This window comes from Desulfobacter sp. UBA2225 (assembly GCF_002348205.1).
GTDB lineage: Bacteria > Desulfobacterota > Desulfobacteria > Desulfobacterales > Desulfobacteraceae > Desulfobacter > Desulfobacter postgatei.
Window position 1 is genome coordinate 13,679 of the sequence record NZ_DDYV01000125.1, and the last position, 22,973, is coordinate 36,651.

Here is a 22,973-nt window from a genome sequence, read left to right on the forward strand (position 1 = left end):
CCTTCTCCTTAAAATATCTGGTCCTGGATAGACACCAGGGTAGTGGATATAATTTTTTTCAAGGTAGGTATTACATTACCCCCGTTCGATGCACTGGCCTCAAACGCCGGCACCTTAAGACGGCTGTTCAGATCTCTTTGCAGCGTTTTTGAATCCAGCGTCTCAACATCGGATTTACGCAGATCCACTTTGTTGTACTGCATGACCAAAGGCATTTTAAAAAGATCCAGCTGATAGGTTTTAAGATTTTCATATAACTGGTTAAGGGATTCAATATTTTTCCCGCGCTGGCTCTTCTGGACATCCGCCACAAACACAATACCGTCAACCCCCCGCAACACAAGCTTGCGTGTGGCATTATACTTTACCTGCCCCGGCACCGTGTACAGTTGGATGGTTACGTCAAATCCCTTGATCTTACCGACATCAAAGGGAAGAAAATCAAAAAACAACGTCCGGTCATCATTGGTTTTCAGACTGACCATTTCCGTTTTTATCTGTTCCTTGTATGTCCGGTTAATGTATTCAAGATTGGTCGTTTTTCCACCACGCCCGGGGCCGTAGTAAACGATCTTGATTTGAACCTCCCGGTTTTTTACATTGATAAGCGCCAAATCTGTTTCCTTTTTGATTCAGGATACTTTATTTTTTTCCTGCAATTAAAAATTCATGTTTATGAAAGCACCCGATTCATCTCTTCTATGGTTTCTGAAACTTTTAAACGCACCAGGCCAAGGGAAATGTTTTTACCAAACATTGAAATTAAAAGGGTGTCTTCTGTGACTTTGCTGAAGTGAATGCTTAATTTTTCCCCTTTATGAAATAAAAGGGAAAATTCAGATTCGCCAACCAGCCGTGCCATGGCATCCACCGCGGCAAAATTGCCTGCAGCAAGTGCTGCAAAGGAAGTGGCGTCCAGGTCGGTTTTGCCGTTACTGTGCTTTGCTATGGCATTGCCGCTTAAATCCATGAAAATCACATGATCAATCCCAGCGCCGATCAGGCGTTGTAGGATGGCGTTGTCTATCGCATTTAACTGTTTTATATCATACATGGCAGATTATCCGGAAAAATTGTTAGGCCCAATTATGACTGACATAAAATTTAAATTGAATTAAAAAGAATTATACCGGATGAATAAAAAGGAATCAATCTATGGGTTTGAATCTCAAAAAAGAATTATTGACCTTATATGCACAAAACCATTATGAATGGTCTTAAAAATTTTATGAAAAGGGTCGGATCACTCATGCTGGATTTTCTTCCCTCCTCGGTTAAGGGGGTACTTGCTTTTATTGGATATCTAATAAACACGATTTTTTTGACTGTTCCTTTAATTCTAATCGCCCTTTTAAAATGTATCCTACCCTTTAAAGAGGTGGTTATATTACTGGATAAAGTCCTTATTTGGATTGCAACCCTGTGGATCAGTATGAACGGCATGAATTGTGATCTGTTCAACAGGATAGACTGGCAGGTAAAAGGATTGACCCAGCTGAAAAAAAAAGGGTGGTATCTTGTCATATCCAACCACCAGTCCTGGGTCGACATCCTGGTATTGCAGAAAATCTTTAACCGCAAAATCCCCATGCTGAAATTTTTCTTGAAAAAAGAGCTGATCTGGATACCTTTTCTGGGGCTTGCCTGGTGGGCTCTGGATTTTCCATTTATGAAACGGTATTCAAAAAAATTTCTTGAGGCCAACCCCCAACTGAAGGGAAAGGACCTTGAAAGCACCCACAAGGCATGTGAAAAATTCAAACACACCCCGGTGTCAGTGATGAATTTTGTGGAAGGCACCCGGTTTACCCCTAAAAAACATGAACAGCAGAAATCACCTTTTGACCGGCTCCTTTTGCCCCGAGCCGGCGGTATCGCCTTTGTACTAGGCTCCATGGGCGAATACTTTCACAATGTTGTTAATGTCGCCATTGCCTATCCGGACGGGGTGCCGACCTTCTGGGATTACATTTCAGGCAAAACAAAAAAGATCATTGTAGATGTCGATGTTTTCCCCGTGGCCGAACAGATGATCGGTGATTACTTTAATGATGATGGATATAAGCAACAATTCTGTGATTGGCTTAATAATATCTGGCAGGAAAAGGACAAAAAACTGGGGGAACTGCTTCTTCTTCAATCGACGGACAAGCCATCAGCCTGAAAGCGTGTTTGGTAATTGATGAATCGGCTGCAATTTCATGGAAATGGCCACAATTCAATACAAATTTTATGCCAATATTGCGGTTATTAGTACCAACAGTCGTTTCAAAATTTTAAAGGAAGTTTTATATGAAAGTTATGAGTCGTGAGTAGTGAGTAGTGAGATTTAAAACAAGCTGGTTTTCTCAATACTCAATACTCACATCTTTCATTCTTTGTTGTGGGCTGAACCACGCTGAAGAAACCGGTCAGCCCATGGCTGTTATATGGTGATGATATGCAGCTCAAACGAGGAGGATACAGAGGAAAGCCCAAACCCAAAATACCCCCTGATCAACATACAGGAGTAACAGCAAAATGCTGCGTGCGTTACAACAGATAACCCACTACAGTTTACATTTGGCTTTCCCGGGACTGATTGCCTGGGTCTTTTTTAGAGAAGATTGGAAAAAGGCATGGTTAATAATGTTTGCAACGATGTTGGTAGATTTAGACCATTTAACGGCTGATCCGATATTTGATCCGACAAGATGTGGTATAGGCTTCCATCCGTTACATTCTTACTATGCAATTTCTGTTTATTTTTTGCTCTTTTTCTTTTCCAGGGCAAAAACGATCAAAATATTGTCGATTGGGTTGCTTTTCCATATGTTCACGGATTATCAAGATTGTCTTTGGATGAAGTTAACAATGTAACGGCTTAGAGCCGGCAATATGAATAAAATTTCATTGAACTCACATCATGGTTCATCCAAAATAAAATCGGTGATATAGATATTGGTCTTCATCTCCTGTTCTAAGGTCGACCAGGAAGGATCACCGGTACGGTGGTGACCGGGAAAAATAACGGTTTTCTTGTCAAGGGGCAGTATTTTAATCCTGATGGAATCAATCAGGCAAGGAAGATTTCCTCCCGGCAAATCGGTTCGTCCGGCCTCTCCCACAAAGATGGCATCCCCCGTAAAAAGATGGTCCTCGCACAGCAGACAGACCGAACCGGGAGTATGTCCGGGGGTATGGATAACGGCCAGTTCACAACAACCAAAGACAAGGGTATCACCATCATACATCCTGATATCTGCCGGATGGGGCGGCGGCAACCCAACCGACTGTCTTGTTTTAATCCTTACTTCTGGATCCTTAAAGAAATCATCATCCGCCTCGTGCAGGCAATAAGGTATTCTGGCGATTTCCTTGAATGCATCCATTGAAAAGAACTGATCCGCATGACCATGGGTCAACACGATTTTATCCGGGATAAGATTGTTTTCCCGGATAAAATCCGCAATTTCCTCAACCGTTCCGCCCGGATCAATAATGACTGCCTTCCTGGTTTTTTTGCAGACCAGAAAATAGGTATTAAGATTATAGGGCCCAGTGATCCGTCGGATCATCTCTGTATGGCGCACTCTCTTACACTGTCCTTTTGTGTTATTTTAGCGTGACATATATTCCTTAAACAGACGTTTATTTTCCTCCAGCACCCTGCCTGCCAGAAGGTCATCCAATGCATTGAAAAAATGATGGGGTTCGGTATAAGGGATCAGTTTTCTTCCGGCAATGGCACCCAAAAGAGCCATATTCTGCATCCGTGAATCCTTCAGGTGACCAATATCGACTTTTATCGGTATGACGCCGGTGGTTTGACATGCATCAAGAATATCTTCAAAGGTAATCTCTTCATTCTGACCGAGTCGCACCGGCAGCGGCTGCCAGGAGACATCCAGAAATACAAGCGTCCCCCCCTCTTTGCCGGCGGTTACCAGTCCCCGCATGGCTTCATGAATCTCCATTCCCAGAACCAGGTCCGCACTCTTCTTCATCATCAAAGGAGAGTGAACCGCTTCACCGCACCGGATCCGCGAGACCACCACCCCGCCTCTCTGTGCAAGCCCGTGGGTATCCACTGCAATGGCTTTAACACCGGCATAATCAATCGCGCGCAGCAACGTCTGACTGAGCAATCCGATTCCCTGGCCACCAACCCCGGTCATATAGATGTTAAAGGTTTTCATTTCTCCTCCTTGTCAAATCCGACCGCCTGTTCAGGACAGGACGGACGGCAGGACCCATCCCCGATACACAAATCAAGATTAATGTCTATACGGCCGTCTTTATTCCGTATAAAGGTGGGGCAACCGAACTGCCCGACACAATCATGGGTTCGGGTACAGGCCGCCTGATCAATGGAAATGTGCTTCTGGACATACCCTGGTTTCTTCCTCTGGGCCCGGGTCAATTTCAACATGCATGGATGACGGGCAATGACAACACTCAGGCCTTTGTGTGCCATGGATTGCCTGACCAGCTCCGTGAGTCTTTCCTGGTTATATGTATCACACGACAGGACCTGTTCGATACCGAGCCCGTTTAAAAGGGACTCAATCGAAATTGATTTTCCGGCGTGATCCTGGTGTCCTGTCATGGCAGTCGTACCGTTTTCCATCACAATCAGCGTAACATCATGCCGGTTGAACACGGCATTGATAATTCCGGGAAGGCCTGCGTGGAAAAAAGTTGAATCTCCCAGAAATGCCACCACCCGTTTGCTGTTTTCCAGGGCCAGCCCGGATGCAATACCAGTGGAAGCCCCCATACACATTAAAATTTCGCCGATATTGTACGGCGGCATAAACCCCAGCGTGTGACACCCGATATCCGCTACCGTAATATCTGATGCAGACAACGCTTTCTTAATGGCAAAAAAAGCACTCCGGTGGCCGCAACCCGGACACATTTGCGCCGGCCTTGCCGGCACGTCAAACACCTCAGCATCTTCATATATCGGATCTAAAACCAACTCCGGCCAGACCGTCCCCAGCTTTTTCAAGGTTTTATCCGGGGTATATTCACCAATAAAATCGTCATCATCAACTTTACCGATGATGGAAGTATTTATCCCCTTGTCAAATGCCAGGGATTTAATCTGAAGCTCCAGTATATTGTCCAGTTCTTCAAGCACCAGCACCTGCTTGTGTGATGACAGAAAATCAATAAGAATCTCTTCGTCCAGGGGATTGATCATGCCCAGTTTTAAGATGTCCGGGCGCACTTGGGTTGTTTCAAGGACATCCAGAACAGACAGGTAGGTCAAGCCGGATGTGATGACTCCCAGGCCCTGGTTTCTATCGGAAGATAAAATGGTATTCAGGTTTTTGGTTCTCGCAAAACGTCGAGCCTGCTTTAATTTATGGATCGCCGCGGCTTTCATCTCCAGTGCCGCGGATGTCAGGGGAATATACGGACCGTTGTCCGGATTGAAATCATTACGGAACAAAGGCGGCGGGTTGAATTTATCGAACCCGACTTTTTCCCTGGCATGACATACATGGGTGGTCAGTCGCAGTACAGCTGCGGTATGTTCTTTTTTTACAAACTCGGCCGCATATTTATAATATAAATAGGCCTCTTTTGGCGATGCCGGCTCAAACACAGTCAGCCGCGCCATATGATAAACATTCCGGTTGTCCTGTTCATTTTGGGATGAATTCGCACCGGGATCATCGCCCACCACAATCACTAAACCGCCAATAATATTCATCAAACTGAACTGAACAACGGTGTCCAATGCGACATTCAAGCCCACGCTTTTAAAAAAAACGCAACTTAAATTGCCGTTAACTGCCGCTCCGAAGGCCACTTCACTAGCCACCTTTTCATTGACGGAAAACTCAAAGTAAAATGGCCGTTTTTCTTCAGGGATACTGTTGATGGCCGCTGCGATCTCAGGGGTCGGCGATCCCGGATAGGAGGTCACCACTTTTGTTCCGGTTTCCACCATCGCTCTGACGATCGCTTCATTGCCCATAAGAATTTCTTCAAACGGCTCATTGCCCATCAGGATGTCACCTAATTTTTTCATATCGCACTTCCTGTAGGAAAAAAGATTGAAGTTTAACCTAAAAGCCGCAACCCCGTTTTTAGAAACGTTTAAATTCAATTGATAATAAATTTAAACAAATACAATCAGCTGTCATCCGGCTTGCGCATTTCAGGTTCAGTCTAACCATATCATGGATACGCTTAACCAGCAATACGCTGTTGCTCCTGCAGGGTAATCGTATGAAAAATCATTGAATATTTGCGCCATATCATGTCAAACTATGTTGGATAAACTGGCCGGCACCCTGTCATTGATTAGAAAATACCGCCAACTTCACGACCCCAAGCCTTACTCATCTTCCGAGAAACCCCGGCCGGGCGATATTTCAGGCTATTGATAATCTCTTTATTCTCTGTTATACCTTGCCCAAAAAAACGGTCATGGCAGGCCTTTCCGCCACCACCCAGGTGTTTTTGTCCACCCATCACCGGAAAAATTATTGACCGGTAAAACAAGCATTGTAGGAGCACGGGTTGATGCAGCAAAAAAAGATTTTTTACGGCTGGACCATTGTTACCGTGACTTTTTTGATCGGCCTTACCCAGGCCGGTGTGTTTCAGAATGTGCTGGCCATTTTCCTTAAACCGATGGCCGAGGAGTTCGGATGGAACCGTTCCATCATCACCGGTTCCATCGCTGTGGGTTCCCTGGCCGGCGGGATTCTCTCCCCGCTGGTGGGTCCCTACCTGGATCGCCATGGCCCGCGAAAAGCGGCATTCTGGGGAATTACCATTTTAAGTGCGGGCTTGATTGCACTTTCACAGCTCTCTTCAGTCTGGCAACTGTACCTGTTTTTCGGAACCGGTCGGATGATTGCTTCCAGCCTACTATCGCTGGTGGTCACGGTGAGTGTCTCCAACTGGTTTATTGAAAAACGGGGAAGAGCGATGGGGATTTCTCAGCTGGGCAGCCGCATTGGCATCGCTTTTCTCCCGTTGCTGGTACAGCATATCATTATTTCCTATGGTTGGAGAACGGCTTGGGCGGTATTGGGAATTATTGTCTTTGCATTTTCGGCTCTGCCAAGTCTGATTTTTCTGAAACGAAGACCGGAAGACGTTGGGTTGCTGCCGGACGGGAGAGCACCGGAAAAAAATTTGGAGAACGACGCAGAAAGAGCGGATAAAAAAAAGCAGCCGTCTCGCTTTAATCTGGAAGATGAACCCTTGTGGACCCGGAAAACCGCGTTTCGCACCACCGCATTCTGGCAACTGGTGTTTGTCATGTGTGTGATTTATCTGGTCGGGGCCGGGGCTAATTTTCACCTGTTTCCATTTATGACGGACCAGGGATTACCCCCGAGCACGGGGGTTTTGGTCATCACTGTTTTATCGATTTGTGCCGCATTCGGCGGGGTGTTGTTCGGTTTTCTGGCAGAGAGGATCTCTGTTAAAATACTCATGGGATGGGTTCTGATTACTATCGGAATCATCTTCTATCTGGTTTTCTGGGCGGTCAAAGAACCTGTGTGGATGTTTATCTTTGCCGTTGTGTACGGAACGATTCGAGGCGGCGTTCTGCCATTAATATTTCTGCTTTGGACTGAATTTTACGGCAGAAGATCTTCCGGCACCGTACTGGGGATTGCCGGCCCGTTCCAGATGGCTGCAAACGCGGCCGGGCCTGTCTCAGCGGCGATCTGTTTTGACCTTTCCCATAACTACCGGATTCCCTTTTCAGCCTTCACTTTTCTTCTCATCATAGCCGGCTTTTTGTGCTTGGTCGCAAAACCTCCCGTGAGCAAGCCTGTTTAAATAGGCTTGCCAGACTAAAAAAACGGGTCTCTCAATCGCTTTGAAAATAGGGCAGATTGAAAGGCCCGGGTTAAGTTTCCGCTATAAAAATTAAACGATATGCATAAATATATGCGGCTAAGCCTGTATATCCTTTTCGATACAGGCACCGATTTTGTGTCCGCATATCGGACAGAATTTCTGCTGCCCGACATTGATGGGGCTTATGCAGTTCGGGCAGGTATCCGATGCGGGTGAAAGTTCCACAAGCAGTTCACCGTTGACAACCGGGACCATCTTTTTGGTTTCCTGGTAATTGGCTCTCTTCAGAACCCGTTTTACAATACCGTCAATCGGAGATAGAACGGCTTTCTCCTGTTTCATGATCGAAATATTGAAAATTTCTTGGCCTTTCTGGATAAAGTCCCCGTCATTGACATACATGACCCACAGATCTCCGTTACTCGGCGCCGCAATATGATAGATATTGCGGACATCAGCCATTTCAATGGGTTCGGTTCCCCTGCCGATGGCGTCACTGACTTTAACCTTATAGATAAAAACCTCCGAATCCAAAAGATAACGGACCACACAGTGTCCGGTCTCTTTCGGAGGGGAAATATCCAGAATGGTCATCTGATGGGGTTTGCCGCTGCTGTCCGTAAATTCCATTTCAGCACCGACTTTCATCCCTTCAAACCAGACATCCACCGGAAGATTGTTCGGGTCGCTGAATTTTGCCGTAAACTCGAAGGTTTTCAGTGCATCACCGGGATGATTCAGATACAGAACAAATTCTTCATCCGTGGGTTCCCGGTGGATCAGATCCCTGAGCTTGTCACGTTCCACATCAAGATCAATATCTTCAAGCGTATTCAGCGGTGATTCCTCTGTCCGGCCGGCAATGGCCTCCTGATAATTCTCGCCGAATGCACTTTCATAAACCCAATCCGGCGGGAAACCGAGCGGCAATTTACCGAAATTGCCCCGGAGCAGAGCCCGGAAAGCGTCATTGCTGTCGCGGTACAGTTCCAGGCGTGCCGCCTTGTTCTCCCTGGACAGATCCTTTTCAGGGATGGTATTGACGGCTTTGAGGGTATCTATCAAACGCTGAACCGCTTCTTCACCGCCGCGCTGATAAGCTCCGGTAACTGCCAGGAATGCCGTATTCCATGTAATCTGAGAGCCCGGCGTCACATCATGATAACGGGTGATCTTACGTGTTCCTTTCAGGAATTCCAGCATATGCGGCAGAAGATGGATATATCCCTGTTTCATGGCGCCTTCCTGGGAAGAAGAGGTCGCGCCGCCCGGCATGCCGTGTTCGACGACATCATAATCGATGCCTTTGAAATAGGGTGAACAGTAGCGGTCGTAGTAGGGCATGATCTGTTTGAGCATGAAGCCGCAGGAACGGATCATGTCTTTGTTCAGGTTGGTTTTCAGGCCGAGTTCATCTTCAATGTAGGCTGCTGTCGAAAGCACTTCACCCTGGCCATACCAGCGGACGGATGCACCGATTCCGGTGTCCACGATGTTGGCGCCGGCTTGGGCCGCCGCACCCACGGCCGGAACAAACAATCCGTCGGTATAATGACGATGATAATGAATGATAAGTTCAGGATATTTTTTGCGAATCGCGGCCACCAGCTCACGGATGAATCTGGGGGGGCAGACACCGGCCATGTCCTTGAGGCACAGTATAATTGTACGGAGCGCTTTATTCGTTGTCAGGCCGGAAACGCCCACGATCATCGACACGATTTCATCGGTCACCGACAGATAATGCTTTACGTCGAAGCCCTGTGCAAAGGAAAGAGAAATGGCCGGCTCAAAGATATTGGTTTGGGAAGACATGGCCACTTCAGCAAAGGGACGCATATTTTCAATGTGATTTAAAAAATCAAAGCAACGAATCACATCATAATGCTCGCAGATCATTTCACCGGTCTTACGCATGAGATTACGAGGCTGCGGTTTGTATCCCAGTACATTGGTTGAGCGGATCAGAATCTGCTTGAGCGTCTGCGGAGCAAATTGATTCCACTCTGCGGCTTCGGTAAACGGGTAGGTCATGTTGGCCAGCATGGCGACATGGAAATGGGCACCGCCGCCGTTTTCCAAAGAGAAGAAACCGCATCTATCCAGATACGGCCCGACCAGTCTGTCCTCGGCCAGACGGAAGCGATTTCCACTGTTGGACTGGGTCACATCACGGGTCGTTGTATCCGTAAAATGAATATAACCGCTGTCCCGAACAAAATCCAGAATAGCCTGGCGGTCTCCGCGGGGATACGGGTAGACAAAATTGTTGTTCACTTCAGGAGGTGGGACCGGTTTGAAAGGTCCGACCCGTTTGTCATCCCGTCCACGATATTCGTCTAGCTGGACAAACTCATTATATCCCTTGGCCGAAAGTTCAGCCACCAGACGTGAAAGTCTTAGGGTCTCGGGTGCCTGATAAACATATTTCATCAGTTCCGGTGTTTTTTCGATGAATTTGGTATCATAAACGCCTGAATTGAAACCCGGGTGTTCGAGAACCTGAAGATGAAACGGGATGGTCGTCTTCACGCCGCCGATATGATACTCACGCAGAGCGCGCCGCATTACCTTGACGCATTTGTTCCAGCTGCGGCCGAAAGAGATCAGCAGGGTCGCGGCCGAGTCATACTGGGATGGAAATTCGTATCCTGAACTGATACAGGTATTCACCCGGACACCCGTACCGCCGGGTGGTGCGTGCCGCGTTATCAGACCCGCATTGGGTGAAAAATTGTTCTGGGGATCTTCACAGTTGATTCTGACCTGCATGGCATGCTGGTACGGTTTGGTATCCTCTTCGTTGAAACTGAGCGTCGAACCAAAGGCAATCGCGATCTGTTCAGCCACAAGATCCACACCGTAACGGCATTCCGTAATCCCGTGTTCAACCTGAAGCCGGGTGTTGACCTCAATGAGATAGGGTGTTCCATCCATATCCACCAGGAATTCCACCGTTGCCAGAGAATAATAATTCACATGCTTGACCAGCTTGACCGCATACTCTTTGAGTTTGCAGCGAAGTTCATCGGTCATGCCCGGCCAGGGGGAAGGGGTAATTTCGACCAGTTTCTGATGATTTCTCTGGATCGTGCAGTCCCTTTCATCAAAAGCAAAAACATTGCCGTGCTGATCGGCGGCAACTTGAATTTCAATATGACGCACGTTGATCAGCAGTCTTTCCATGAACAGTTTGGGATTGCCGAAAGACGCCTGGGCAAATGCCGAGGCCTTGATAAAAGCGGATTCAAGTTCTTTTTCGGAATATACTTCGTAGATTCCCCGGCCACCACCACCGCCTTCAGCTTTCAGCATGACCGGATAACCGATTTTTTGGGCAAAGAGACGTGCCTCTTCCAGCGTAACGGCACCTTCCGTACCCGGAACGACCGGAACATCCAGTTCAATGGCCAGTTTACGGACGGCAACTTTGTTGCCCAGAAGCCGCATGGCATCATGGGGTGGGCCGATAAAATGAATACCGGCTTTTTCACATTTCAGGGGAAAAGCGTCATCCTCCGCAGCAAACCCCCAACCGGGGTGAATGGCAATAACTCCGCGTTTTTTGGCTTTTTCAATAATAAGATCAATATCAAGATAAGAGGTAGGATATTCTCCTAACAGCATCAGTTCCTGAGCACTGCGGGTAGAGGGGGATGTTTTATCGATATCGGTTGCAGTCATGATTGAGATGGCTTCCATCTCAGAAATTGAACGGCAGAGTCGACGGGCAGGAATACCCCGGTTTGCTACGAGGATGGGTTTGCCCTTATTTTCAGCCAGAACCTGTTCAAGAGTTTTTACTTTCATAATTTTTTAACTTTTCCTAACATATGGATGTGTTTTGGTTAAGAGTTGCATATCCCCAAAAATATAATTCATTAAACCCCGTGACGAAAGATCAATTCTGCATAAAGTTATTCAACCGTTAAAATTCTTCCGGATTGAATGACCTCCGTTTGGGTATTTCTTTTTATCAGCAGTCCGCCATTTTCAGCAACACCGATAATGATTGCCGAGCAAATCTCCTCTTCATTTTTCAAAATATGGACGTGCTTGCCGCGCCATGCCAGACGGCTATTAATGAGGAGTATAAATTCGGATGCATGGATCTGGTTGATCAACATCCGGAAACAATGGAGGCCTGATTCCACCAGATGAGACCAGACCTTCAGAGGAGAGAGATCAAACCCTTCTGCAGACAGACCGGTCGCCGGCATGAATATCTTGGTGCCGGCTGTCTGCAGAGACGGGACCGAAGCCATATTGATACCGATGCCCACAATAATCTTCCTGTCGCGCTGTTCAATTAGAATACCACCGATTTTCCGATTTTTATATAGAAGATCGTTCGGCCATTTTATCTGGACATCTATACCCAGCAATTCAAGACCGCGGGCAACAATATAAGCGGCGACAAGGGGCAATAAATTTTCCTGATACGCATTGGAAATATTACTGCCGGACAATTCGGGCCACACCCAGGATGCATAAAGATTTCCAACGGGGGAAACCCAGTTTCGCCTGAACTGTCCTCTGCCGGCTGTCTGCTCGGTGACGATGACCGAATCCCAGGTATGGATTTCCCGGCGGTTCAAAAGCGCCCAGGCCAGATCCATGCTGGAACTGTACTGATCCCAGATCAGAACCCTCGGCGCGCGTCTCGTTGAGTCAGCGGACGGATACCAGACGGAATGTCGGACTGCAGGAGAAAAGTCCTGCCGGTCTATCTGTTCCCATGGACCAAACACTGCGATCTCTTTCATCCACAATCGATGCCGCTTTGCAATTTGCTCAGGAGGCATCATCAAGACAGGAAGCGTCATATAAGCAGAAACTGCGCTAAAATCTGAAAGAAGCTTTTTTATCTCTGCCCACTCTCTGGTGCAGCCCAAACAATATACCGCTTCCCTAGAAATATTGTCTCATGCTTGACAGTATTCTCCATATCCGTTTTGTATAAGATCGCTTCAGTGATCACCAGAAAGTCATTAGATCGGTCCATAATCAGATCGCTAAGACGATTATATCCAGAAATGTTGATACGGCCGTTGATCTGGGTTCCATCCGTTAATTTTATCCTGACAATTCTATTTTTTATGTTTTTGCTTTCAGTCATTGAGAGCTCCTGTATTATCATTAGCAGGATACCGATTGGTGACATCAATATTTTGAATCTTAAATAGATATAAATATGCCCTTTTAAATTCAATTTGTTGGAGATTAACCTTACCAGCATATGAGATCAAGAAAAGAATTAAGCAGGAAGAAACATTTTATTTGCCCCTTACTGCGCTTTTCTATGAGGGAGACGTAAAGGCACAAACTTTTAGTAACAAATGACCAACTCGACAATGTTCCAAGACTTGCCACCTGTTTGGAAATCCATTACATTTGACCCATTTTTAAGAACATGTGCCCCGCCCGACGCACATAAAAAAGGGCAAGGAATGCGTTACGCGCTGCGCCATGCACCCCTGACCCATAACGTTAGGTGGTTTTACTGACATTTAAAAAAAAGGATTGATCAGAAATATGAATATTCTTTTTGCCGCATATGAAAATTCGTGGGGAGGTTTTTTCGATATAATCCGCTCAGAGTTACCCCATCACTGCTTTGAGGCAACCGGCAAATTTCAGATCGACAGCCTGAAGGGTATTGATGTCTTAATTCCGACAATGTCCCCTGTGACTGAAAAGATACTGGACAGTGCTGACCGACTGAAACTGATACAGCAATGCGGCTCGGGGCTTGAAGCGGTTGATATAGAAGCTGCCGGAAAAAGAAATATACGGGTCTGCAATGTTCCCACAGAGATCTCAGGTAATGCTGACTCGGTTGCGGAATTGGGAATATATATGATGATCGGATTGTCCAGAAACGTTCCTGTGATGGCGAACAATATGGCAAACAGGAAAATGGGTGAACCGCAGGGAATTTCCCTGCAGGGTAAAACAGCGGGAATTATCGGTCTCGGCGGTATCGGAAAGGCTTTGATCCGAAGATTGAAAACATTTGATATGAGAATAATTGGCATAAAGCGGAATAACACTGAACGCGCAAAAAAGGAACTGGATCTGGAATGGGTCGGTGCGCCCGAAGAAATCGGCAGATTGTTAAAAGAATCCGATTATGTGATCCTGACCCTGCCTCTGACAGGAGAAAGCAGGAACATAATTGATAGCGATGCGATCTCATATATGAAAGAAGGGGCTTTTATCATAAACCTTTCCAGAGGCGGGGTAATAAATAAGGAAGCACTTGAGAACTCGCTTGCGACAGGAAAAATTGCCGGGGCGGGTCTGGATGTATTCTGGGAAGAACCCCCTGATCCTAATGACGGGATATTCAAATATAATGTCATGTCCACCCCTCATATCGGGGGTTCGACGGATGTTTCAATGAACGGCATTGTGAAGGTAGTATCACAAAATATCCGCAGACTGGAAAAAAATCAGACGCTGCTTTATTCAAAATAGTTTGAAAAATATTTGCTCTTGTCCTCGTTAGAAGTGTTTACTATAAAGACGTCGACCAAATATTTTTGAAAAAAAAAGAGGAGATTTTTTTTGTACATACTTTGCCTGAATTGCAATGACCGTCCGGGAATTGTTGCGGCGGTTGCCAACACTTTGTGTGATTCAAACTGTAATATTGAAGAATCTTCACAATTTTACGATCCATATTCCAACCAGTTTTTTATGCGCGTTATGTTTTCTGCCGTAACTGAAGGGGCGCAGGAAAAGTTTAGAGCCATTTTTGAGGCTGTGGCCAAGGAATTCGGCATGAACTGGTATATGAGAGAAATGGATGAGCCCGTCAAGACGCTTGTTCTGGTGTCGAAGGATGACCATTGTCTGAACGATATTGTCTATCGCTGGAGGACAAAGCACCTTAACATTGAAATCGTTGGCATAGTCTCAAATCATGAGGTAAACCGTGCGCTTTCCGAGTACTTCGGGCTTAAGTTTTATTATGTCCCCACGCAGGGGGGGGATAAAGACGCCGTTGATGAGCAGCATTTCAGGATTATCGAGAAAACGGGTGCAGAGCTCATTGTGCTTGCGCGCTATATGCAGATCCTTTCCGAGAATATGTGCGAGAGATATGCCGGGCGGGTGATCAATATTCACCACTCATTCCTGCCGGGCTTCAAAGGCGCAAAGCCCTACCATCAGGCGTATGAGCGAGGTGTGAAGCTTATCGGAGCGACCGCGCATTTTGTTACAAGAAATCTTGATGAAGGGCCGATTATAGAACAAGACGTCATGCGTATCGATCACCGGGATTGCCCGAAAAAGCTGCAAATCCGGGGGCAGGACACGGAGGCCAGAGTGCTGGCCCGCGCGATTGAAATGTACGCCGAAAGACGGATATTCCTGCACGGAAATAGAACGGTTATTTTGTAATTGGTGTACTATCTAGTAGAGTCTGCCTACGGCATTCTCCACAGCCTTAACAATCCGGCCGCTGTGCAAAAGCTTTCGAACAGCGGCAATATCTGCTGACAAAAATCGGTCCTTTGTCATGCAGGTCACCTTGCTGCGGATGGTTTGATATGCAGCCATGGTGCCTTTGCCGGCTTTAAGATTGGTGAACATATCAATGGCCTGGGCTCCGCATAAAAGCTCAATGGCAATGACCTGCTCGGTATTTTCCACGATATCCCGACATTTGCGCGCCGCAATGGCGCCCATGGAGACATGATCCTCCTTGTTGGCGGAGGTGGGAATGGAGTCCACACAAGCCGGGTGTGCAAGAATCTTGTTCTCAGAGACCAGGGAGGCCGCCACATACTGAGCAATCATGAACCCCGAATTCAGCCCCGTGTCCTTAACCAAAAAGGCAGGCAGGCCTGAGAGCTGGGGATTGACCAGACGCTCAACCCGGCGTTCGGAGATATTGGCAAGCTCTGCAATGGCAATGCCTAAAAAATCACAGGCCAGGGCCAACGGCTGGCCGTGGAAGTTCCCCCCGGAAAGGAACTCGCCGGATTCCGGAAAAATCAGCGGATTTTCTGTAGAGGAGTTCATCTCCACCCGGATCACCCGTTCCACATAACCGAACGCATCCCAGGATGCCCCATGGACCTGGGGGGAACACCGCAGGGTATAGGCATCCTGGACCCTTGAACAGTCCCTGTGGGAAGATATGATTTCGGAATTCTGGGTGATTTTCATCATATCTGAGGCAGCTTTCATCTGTCCTAAATGGGGCCGGGCATTATGAATTCTGGGATCAAAGGCGGTTCGTGTGCCCATCAGGGTTTCAAGACTCATGGAAGCGGCAATGTCAGCATGTTTGCAAAGATTTAATGCATCATGAAGGGCAAGGCAGCCCAAAGCAAGCATGAACTGGGTGCCGTTGATCAGGGCAAGCCCTTCCCCTGCATCAAGTTCCAGAGGTTCAATATTTTTTGCCGCCAGGGCTTGTGCCCCGGGCATGCGCACTCCGGCCACAAAGGCTTCGCCTTCGCCGATCAGCACCAGGGACAGATGGGCCATGGGCACAAGATCGCCGCTGGCCCCCACCGACCCTTTTTCAGGCACCACAGGAATAATACCGGCATTGAGGAGATGGGCAAGGGTTTGAATGGTTTCAAGACGCAGCCCGGAATTTCCCCTGCAGAAATCATTGATCCGCAAGGCCATCATGGCCCTGACCACATCATCAGCCATGCAGTTGCCCACACCTGCCGCATGGGATAAAAGAATATTGCGCTGCAAGGTTTTTGTATCCTCAAATGAGATGGTAACATCGGACAACGCCCCGAATCCCGTGGTCACACCATAGATGCACGTGCCCTTTTTTACCCAATGCTCCACCAGGTTCCGTGCCTTTTTAATCCGGGCTTCGGAATTTACGGACACCGCAACGGCTCTGCCGTTACGGGCAATCTCAACCAATTGGTCAAGGGTAAAATTCTGCCCATTGAGCTGAACAGGACCATTCGTCATTTCTTATTCCCTTTTATAAGAAAGTCCGGGTAAGTTACTCAGATCTTTCAAGCTTTGTTGTGGGCTATGCCTGGCAGTTGATATGTCAGGTCAGCCCATGGCTGTTATATTTATCAACGAGCCCCTTCCTGAATCACAGAATCAGGAGGGGACGTTGACTAATTGCTTGACGCGACACGACCACATTGTATAGACAAGCAGTATAGAATTGCAGATGCCATGTCAACATTCATAAGAGAAAGACACCTATGACCAATGCACAGGGATACTGGGATATCCTATTTGCTCATGCAGATATTGCCACCATGGCCCGGGGCCGCTACAACATCATCAAAGACGGCGCCATCGGGGTGACCAAAGGAAAAATCCAGTGGATCGGTTCCTCTGACAGACTTCAGGCCTCATCTTCGCTCATTGCCGATGAGATCATTGACTGTTCAGGCAAGTGGATTCTTCCCGGATTTGTCGACTGTCATACCCATCTGATCTGGGCCGGTTCCAGGTCCAATGAATTTGAGATGCGGCTGTCCGGCGCAACTTACGAAGATATTGCAAAACAGGGCGGGGGGATTGCCGCCACGGTTGCAGCTGTGCGTGGGGCGTCTGAAGACGAGCTGTTTAACATCGCATCCCGGCGCATCAGCCATTTTCTAAGCCGGGGCACCACCTGTGTGGAGATCAAGTCCGGACATGGACTGGATCTTGAAAATGAACTGAAAATGCTGGCTGTTGCCCAGCGCCTGGACCAATGCTTTCCGTTGCATGTTTCCCCCACTTTTCTCGGGGCCCATGCCCTGCCCCCGGAATACAGTGGAAGATCTTATTCGCCTTGGAATACCCATGGCTGTGGCCACGGACCTGAATCCGGGCACAAGCCCGGTGCATGACATGACCGCTGTGATGAATATGGGCTGTATACTGTTCGGACTGACCTGTGAACAGGCTCTTGCCGGAGCCACCATCAACGGGGCAAAAGCCCTGGGGCTTGACAAACGCAAAGGCAGCCTGGAAACAGGAAAAGATGCCGACTTTGTGGTGTGGGATATTGATGCACCGGCAGACCTGAGCTACCAGGTGGGCATAAGCCTTGTAAACAAGGTTGTGATTGCAGGCAAAATCGCATATAACGCCTAAAGCAGGTACTACTTTTACTTACACTGACAGCCCCTTTAGGGAGGATTGATGCGCATATATGCAGTTGCCGACATCCACGGCAAATCCGAACATATGGAAACCATTTACAAAATTTTAGACCTTTACGAGCCTGAGTTAATAGTTGTCCCCGGGGACATGACTCATTTTTTCAACTGGTCCACCGTCCTTTCCCAACTTGACAGTCTGCCGGTTCCTGTACTGGTGGTCCGGGGAAATACGGACTTAAAGCGCATTGAACCCCGGGTAAAACAAGCAGCAAACATCACGCTGTTGACCGAAACGCCTCTTCAGATCGAAGGCTTTTCTTTTGTTGGGACTTCAGGGACTCTGTCTTTGCCCTTTGCCAACAGAGTCGGCCTGAATGAAAAAAAACGGCTTGCCGCCCTGCCCTGTCCCATGGAGCCGGACACGATTTTGGTGGTCCATACACCGCCAAAGGGGGCGTGTGACCGTATGTACAAAAAAATCCATGCCGGCAGCTGGAATCTGGCCCGGTTTATCCAAGCCGCATCCCCGAGCCTTGTGCTTTGCGGCCATATCCACGAAGACTTTGGGCTTAGCCTCCTACATGAAAGTACTGTGGTTAACTGCGCCATAGCAGGCCCAGGATCAGGGGCCATTATTGACCTTGAAAAAAATGAAGCCCCTGTGGTCAATCTATTACAACCGGAAACGCCATAAAGTTAAAAGATAAAAAACTAGCTGTAAAATTTATCTGTAAAAAGCTGAACATTCACTGTTCAAACCGTTGCAAACCAAAAGAAGAATTGATAAATAACTAATTTTGATCTATAGTCACCGTCAATTTTGTAGGGATATACTCAAAATCTATAACGGAGAGAACAAATGAAAATTTTTAAAATTATATTATTCATAATTTTCCTGGTGCTTCTGGCCGTTTTCGGCATTCAGAACCAAGGTTACTTTCTGACAGGTACGCCGCTCTACATTGACTTTAAAGTAGCATCCCTGAACTACAAGGTCATGGACCTTCCCAACTGGGGCTATTGGGCGCTCTGCCTGGTCTTAGGTCTTTTAATCACCGGGATTCGCGGACTTATCACAGCCTTTCGCCTGCGCCGTCAGGTTAGAACCAGAGACGAACGGATTGAAAGTATGAAAGGAGAAATCAATTCTCTCCAGACACGCCTTGATATATTTATTCATGATCCTTACATCAAAAAACACCTGGAAGAAGAAGCCCGTAAAGATAAGGAACAGGCTGCAACCGAGGAAAAGAAAAAGGACTGAAGCTCCCCTCCCTTTGAACATCCATGGTCGAAAAGAAACAAACACCCATGATGGCCCAATATCTGGCCATCAAAGAAACCTGTCAGGACGCCATACTTTTTTACCGGATGGGGGACTTTTATGAAATGTTTCTTGAGGATGCTGTCAAGGCAGCCGGTATCCTTGAAATCGCGCTGACATCCCGGAATAAAAACGACCCGGACCCCGTTCCCATGTGCGGCGTGCCTTACAAGGCAGCCGATCTTTATATTGCCAAACTCATTGAAAAGGGCTGCAAGGTTGCGGTGTGTGAGCAGGTGGAGGACCCGGCCCAGGCCAAGGGGCTTGTTAAACGGGAGATTATCCGGGTCATCACCCCGGGCATGATCCTCAATGATTCCCTTTTGGACCGGGAAACAAACAACTTTCTGGTGGCGATTTCCAAAACCCCCGAACACGCAGGGCTTGCCTGCATAGACATCTCCACGGGCAGTTTTACCACCTGCCAGGTAAAACGCACCTCGGGCACCATCCCCTATGCCCTTTTAGACGAGGCTTTAAAGCTCTCCCCTAAGGAGGTGCTGCTGCCGGAGAGCTTCAAATCCGATCCGGCCATGGCCGCCATCAGGAAAACCTTTTCCCACGTTGAAATCACATATCTGGACAACTATACGTTCCGGCCTGACAATGCCCGGCAGCTTCTGACGGAACAATTTGCCACCCGCAGCCTTGAAGGATTCGGCATGGAACGAATGCAGGCCTGTATATGCGCCGCAGGGGCCGCCATCTCCTATGTCCGGGACACCCAGTTGTCGGACACCAGTCATATTTATAAAGTCATTCCATATAATCTCAATGATTTCATGGTCATTGACGACAGGTCCTGCAAAAACCTGGAACTTCTGACCAATATCCAGACCCAGAGTCCAAAAGGCTCTTTGATCCAAATTCTGGACAAAACCGTCACGGCCATGGGCGGCAGGCTGATCAAGCAGTGGGTCAGATATCCTCTGGTGGATAAAGACCTGATACAGCAGCGTCTTCATGCCATAGAGGAGCTGATTGACGCACCAGCCACCCACCAGACACTTGGCGATCTTCTTAAACCCGTATATGATCTTGAGCGGTTAGGCTCCCGTATATCCATGGGCCAGGGTAATGCCCGGGACATGATTTCTCTTAAGAATTCACTTTCTGTCCTGCCCCGTCTGTTCAAGGAGGTCGAAATATTTGAAAGCCCGATTCTCAATGGTGCCGGCACAGATGAAAAGCATGCCCTGGTTGAGGGCCTGGAAGAACTGGCCCAATTGATCGGCAAAGCCATCCGGGAAGATGCAGTGCACGTGCTCAACGAAGGCAACCTGATCAACGACGGCTACAGCCCGGAGCTGGATGAACTTTTATCTATCACGAGGGACGGAAAGTCCTGGATTGCAAAAACGGAAAAAAAGGAAAAGGAAAGCACAGGGCTCTCCTCGCTTAAAATAAAATACAATAAGGTGTTCGGGTATTTCATCGAGGTCTCAAAGGCCCAGTCTGCCCAGGTACCGGATCACTATATCCGGAAACAGACCCTTGTCAATGCAGAGCGGTTCATCACCCAGGAGATGAAAGCGGTGGAAGATACCATATTCAATGCCCAGGAACGCCGAAACACGCTGGAATACGAAATTTTCTGTACGGTCCGGGAGAAGGTGGCCCAACGGACAAAGGATATCCTGACCATGGCACAATTTATTGCCGCAGTGGACGTGGTACAGGGACTTGCCAGGGCTGCCGTCGAAAATGCCTATGTAAAGCCTGAGATCAATGATGACCGGCATATTGATATCCAGGACGGCAGGCATCCGGTGGTGGAAAAGCTTATCCAAGGTGAGCGGTATGTACCCAATTCCATTTTTCTGGACGATACCCAGTGCCAGCAGATCCTGATTACCGGTCCAAACATGGCAGGCAAATCCACGGTGCTTCGCCAGGTGGCCTTAACCGTGCTCATGGCCCAGATGGGTTCCTTTGTGCCGGCAGTGAGTGCCTCCATCTGCATCACTGATCGGATATTCACCCGGGTCGGCGCACTGGACAACCTTTCCTCGGGGCAGAGCACCTTCATGGTTGAGATGGAAGAAACCGCCAATATTGTCAATAATGCCACGGAAAAAAGCCTGGTGATCCTTGACGAAATCGGCAGGGGAACATCCACCTACGACGGCATGAGCATTGCCTGGGCCGTGGCCGAGTACCTGCATGACCTGAATGGTAAAGGAGTAAAAACCCTTTTTGCCACCCATTACCATGAGCTGCTCCAACTTGAGGAGATCAAACCCCGGATCAAAAATTACAATATTGCAGTCAAGGAGTTCAACGACAATATTGTGTTTCTGCGCAGCCTGGTCAAAGGAGGCACCAACCGCAGTTACGGCATCCAGGTGGCCCGCCTGGCAGGGCTCCCAGATGATATTATTGACCTTGCCAAATCGGTTCTGGCATCTGCGGAACACCACACCATGACACCGGCGTCTTTGGCGGTACCCGCCAAAAAAAAAAAAGAGGCAAAAAAACAAAACAACAGTGGCCAGATGAATCTGTTCGGTCCCTCGGACGATGACCTGCGCCGGATGCTGCACAACCTGGATATCTCCCAAATGACCCCCCTTGATGCCCTGAACTTTTTAAATGAACTCAAGCTCAAGGTTGAGGCATGAGTACAGGTTCTAACCGCATATTCACCGTCTTAATTCCGGTTCTGATCTGCCTTTTCCTGGTTACCGGGACCATGGGGACAGCCCTTGCCGATCCCGCCAAAGAGAGGTACCTGGCAGCAGATACCTGCCTTAAAAAATTGAACCGGTCTGCAGTGGATATAAATAAGGTGTCTGCCTATCTGACCTGTATTGAAAAATACAAATCCATTCACCAGGACTTTCCCGGCAATGCCTGGGCACCGGCCGGGCTTTACAAGGCCGCGGAACTCTATTTCCAACTGGCCAAAAGATCGGGCAATGTCAACTGGAACCAACAGGCCGATGATCTTATCGCCCGCATCAACAGTTTTTATCCCCAAAGTGCCTACAGTGCCCGGGCCAAAACCCTGGCCGCAGCAAACATCTCAAGGCCCCGACAAAACAATAGTGAAATAAAAATAAAACAATCCCAAAAAGTACAGACCCGCAATGACGAGACCATTGGCGAAGTAAAAACAAAACCATCCCAAAAAGCGTTGACACGCAATGACGAGGCCATTGCAGAATATCACACGCAGAAACTGGCCCAGGTCGAAGCTGCCGATGCAGGGGAATATCAGCAGCCGTCGGATATTATAGGAAAGGAGACACAGGATCTGTCCTCTTTCGGTCCAGGTGCCACCCAACCGGATGATACAGATCTGCCGCTGCCCAAAGAGGATACAACAGTTACGGACTTAAGGATCTGGTCCAACCCGGAATACAGCAGGGTCGTGATCAATGCAGACAGAGACCGAAAATTTACCCATAAACTTTTAAACAAAGACCCGGCCCTAAACGTCCCCTTCCAGAGATTGTATGTGAATATCGAACAGGCAAGACTTGGCCGGAACGTTCCGGAGCATACCCCCATTAACGATGATCTGCTTAAACAGGCCCGGGCCGCACAGTTTGATTCCGACACCGTCAGGGTGGTGGTGGATATCAAAAATTTTGATAATTATAAGATTTTTTCTTTAAAAGACCCTTTCCGCATTGTCATTGACCTGTGGGGAAAAAACGGCACTGTGCCCATGGACCAGGTTGCCCTTAAAAACGCGCCGATGAAAAAGCTTGTGCATGAAAAGC

At 47.9% G+C, this 22,973-nt stretch carries 20 protein-coding genes; 11 read left to right on the forward strand and 9 right to left on the reverse strand.

Annotation, left to right across the window (positions count from 1 at the left end):
* Positions 1-8: 8 nt before the first annotated feature.
* Both B3D59_RS06705 and B3D59_RS06710 read right to left on the reverse strand, forming a co-directional pair.
* Positions 9-614, reverse strand: coding sequence for a GTP-binding protein (locus tag B3D59_RS06705; protein WP_286818547.1), 606 nt, complete (start codon positions 612-614; stop codon positions 9-11).
* Positions 615-673: 59 nt separating this feature from the next.
* The gene (locus tag B3D59_RS06710; protein ID WP_286818548.1) at positions 674-1,054 is read right to left on the reverse strand and encodes a roadblock/LC7 domain-containing protein; all 381 of its coding nucleotides are present in this window, start codon (positions 1,052-1,054) and stop codon (positions 674-676) included.
* A gap of 195 nt (positions 1,055-1,249) precedes the next feature.
* On the opposite strand from B3D59_RS06710, the gene B3D59_RS06715 reads away from it, so the two are divergent.
* Complete coding sequence (locus tag B3D59_RS06715; protein ID WP_286818549.1) at positions 1,250-2,164, forward strand: acyltransferase; 915 nt, start codon at positions 1,250-1,252, stop codon at positions 2,162-2,164.
* Between the two features lie 356 nt (positions 2,165-2,520).
* Positions 2,521-2,859, forward strand: a complete 339-nt coding sequence (locus tag B3D59_RS06720) for a DUF6122 family protein (RefSeq protein ID WP_286818550.1) — start codon at positions 2,521-2,523, stop codon at positions 2,857-2,859.
* Positions 2,860-2,903: 44 nt separating this feature from the next.
* Here the strand turns inward: B3D59_RS06720 and B3D59_RS06725 are convergent, their stop codons facing one another.
* From B3D59_RS06725 to B3D59_RS06735, 3 genes are read right to left on the reverse strand one after another with little or no spacing between them, the layout of a single operon-like run.
* On the reverse strand, positions 2,904-3,572 hold the full coding sequence (locus B3D59_RS06725; protein WP_286818551.1) for an MBL fold metallo-hydrolase: 669 nt from the start codon (positions 3,570-3,572) through the stop codon (positions 2,904-2,906).
* A gap of 27 nt (positions 3,573-3,599) precedes the next feature.
* On the reverse strand, positions 3,600-4,178 hold the full coding sequence (locus B3D59_RS06730) for a 2-oxoacid:acceptor oxidoreductase family protein (protein WP_286818552.1): 579 nt from the start codon (positions 4,176-4,178) through the stop codon (positions 3,600-3,602).
* Positions 4,175-6,025 carry an indolepyruvate ferredoxin oxidoreductase subunit alpha gene (locus tag B3D59_RS06735; RefSeq protein WP_286818553.1) on the reverse strand — a complete coding sequence of 617 codons (1,851 nt, stop codon included), beginning with the start codon at positions 6,023-6,025 and terminating at the stop codon, positions 4,175-4,177. Before B3D59_RS06735 ends, B3D59_RS06730 begins: the two co-directional genes overlap by 4 nt.
* A gap of 497 nt (positions 6,026-6,522) precedes the next feature.
* Between B3D59_RS06735 and B3D59_RS06740 the strand changes: the two genes are divergently transcribed.
* On the forward strand, positions 6,523-7,800 hold the full coding sequence (locus B3D59_RS06740) for an MFS transporter (protein WP_286818554.1): 1,278 nt from the start codon (positions 6,523-6,525) through the stop codon (positions 7,798-7,800).
* Positions 7,801-7,917: 117 nt separating this feature from the next.
* Here B3D59_RS06740 and B3D59_RS06745 read toward each other — a convergent pair whose 3' ends face one another.
* The 3 genes from B3D59_RS06745 to B3D59_RS06755 form a co-directional block, all read right to left on the reverse strand.
* Positions 7,918-11,631 (reverse strand): pyruvate carboxylase, encoded by a 3,714-nt coding sequence (locus B3D59_RS06745; protein WP_286818555.1) that lies wholly within the window; start codon positions 11,629-11,631, stop codon positions 7,918-7,920.
* Positions 11,632-11,738: 107 nt separating this feature from the next.
* A complete protein-coding gene (locus B3D59_RS06750) occupies positions 11,739-12,587 on the reverse strand; it encodes a biotin--[acetyl-CoA-carboxylase] ligase (RefSeq protein ID WP_286818556.1) in 849 nt (282 codons plus the stop codon).
* Positions 12,588-12,685: 98 nt separating this feature from the next.
* Positions 12,686-12,940 carry a hypothetical protein gene (locus B3D59_RS06755; protein ID WP_286818557.1) on the reverse strand — a complete coding sequence of 85 codons (255 nt, stop codon included), beginning with the start codon at positions 12,938-12,940 and terminating at the stop codon, positions 12,686-12,688.
* Between the two features lie 416 nt (positions 12,941-13,356).
* On the opposite strand from B3D59_RS06755, the gene B3D59_RS06760 reads away from it, so the two are divergent.
* Together B3D59_RS06760 and purU are read left to right on the forward strand one after the other, a co-directional pair.
* Positions 13,357-14,301 carry a 2-hydroxyacid dehydrogenase gene (locus B3D59_RS06760; RefSeq protein WP_286818558.1) on the forward strand — a complete coding sequence of 315 codons (945 nt, stop codon included), beginning with the start codon at positions 13,357-13,359 and terminating at the stop codon, positions 14,299-14,301.
* Between the two features lie 90 nt (positions 14,302-14,391).
* Positions 14,392-15,231: a formyltetrahydrofolate deformylase gene (gene purU, locus B3D59_RS06765; protein ID WP_286818560.1), complete on the forward strand. Its 840-nt coding sequence runs from the start codon at positions 14,392-14,394 to the stop codon at positions 15,229-15,231.
* 12 nt (positions 15,232-15,243) lie between these two features.
* Here purU and hutH read toward each other — a convergent pair whose 3' ends face one another.
* Positions 15,244-16,779 (reverse strand): histidine ammonia-lyase, encoded by a 1,536-nt coding sequence (gene hutH / locus B3D59_RS06770; RefSeq protein WP_286818561.1) that lies wholly within the window; start codon positions 16,777-16,779, stop codon positions 15,244-15,246.
* A 248-nt stretch (positions 16,780-17,027) separates the two neighbouring features.
* On the opposite strand from hutH, the gene B3D59_RS06775 reads away from it, so the two are divergent.
* The 6 genes from B3D59_RS06775 to B3D59_RS06800 form a co-directional block, all read left to right on the forward strand.
* Entirely contained in the window at positions 17,028-17,666 is a 639-nt protein-coding gene (locus B3D59_RS06775; protein ID WP_286818562.1) for a hypothetical protein, read from the forward strand.
* Complete coding sequence (locus B3D59_RS06780) at positions 17,620-17,913, forward strand: amidohydrolase family protein (protein ID WP_286818563.1); 294 nt, start codon at positions 17,620-17,622, stop codon at positions 17,911-17,913. The genes B3D59_RS06775 and B3D59_RS06780 overlap by 47 nt, the downstream gene beginning before the upstream one ends.
* 48 nt (positions 17,914-17,961) lie before the next feature.
* Positions 17,962-18,615, forward strand: a complete 654-nt coding sequence (locus B3D59_RS06785; RefSeq protein ID WP_286818564.1) for a metallophosphoesterase family protein — start codon at positions 17,962-17,964, stop codon at positions 18,613-18,615.
* A 165-nt stretch (positions 18,616-18,780) separates the two neighbouring features.
* Positions 18,781-19,185: a hypothetical protein gene (locus B3D59_RS06790; RefSeq protein ID WP_286818566.1), complete on the forward strand. Its 405-nt coding sequence runs from the start codon at positions 18,781-18,783 to the stop codon at positions 19,183-19,185.
* A gap of 23 nt (positions 19,186-19,208) precedes the next feature.
* Positions 19,209-21,866 (forward strand): DNA mismatch repair protein MutS, encoded by a 2,658-nt coding sequence (gene mutS / locus B3D59_RS06795; protein WP_286818567.1) that lies wholly within the window; start codon positions 19,209-19,211, stop codon positions 21,864-21,866.
* Positions 21,863-22,973: AMIN domain-containing protein (locus B3D59_RS06800; protein ID WP_286818568.1), on the forward strand; the 1,111-nt coding region annotated here is incomplete at its 3' end. The genes mutS and B3D59_RS06800, both read left to right, overlap by 4 nt.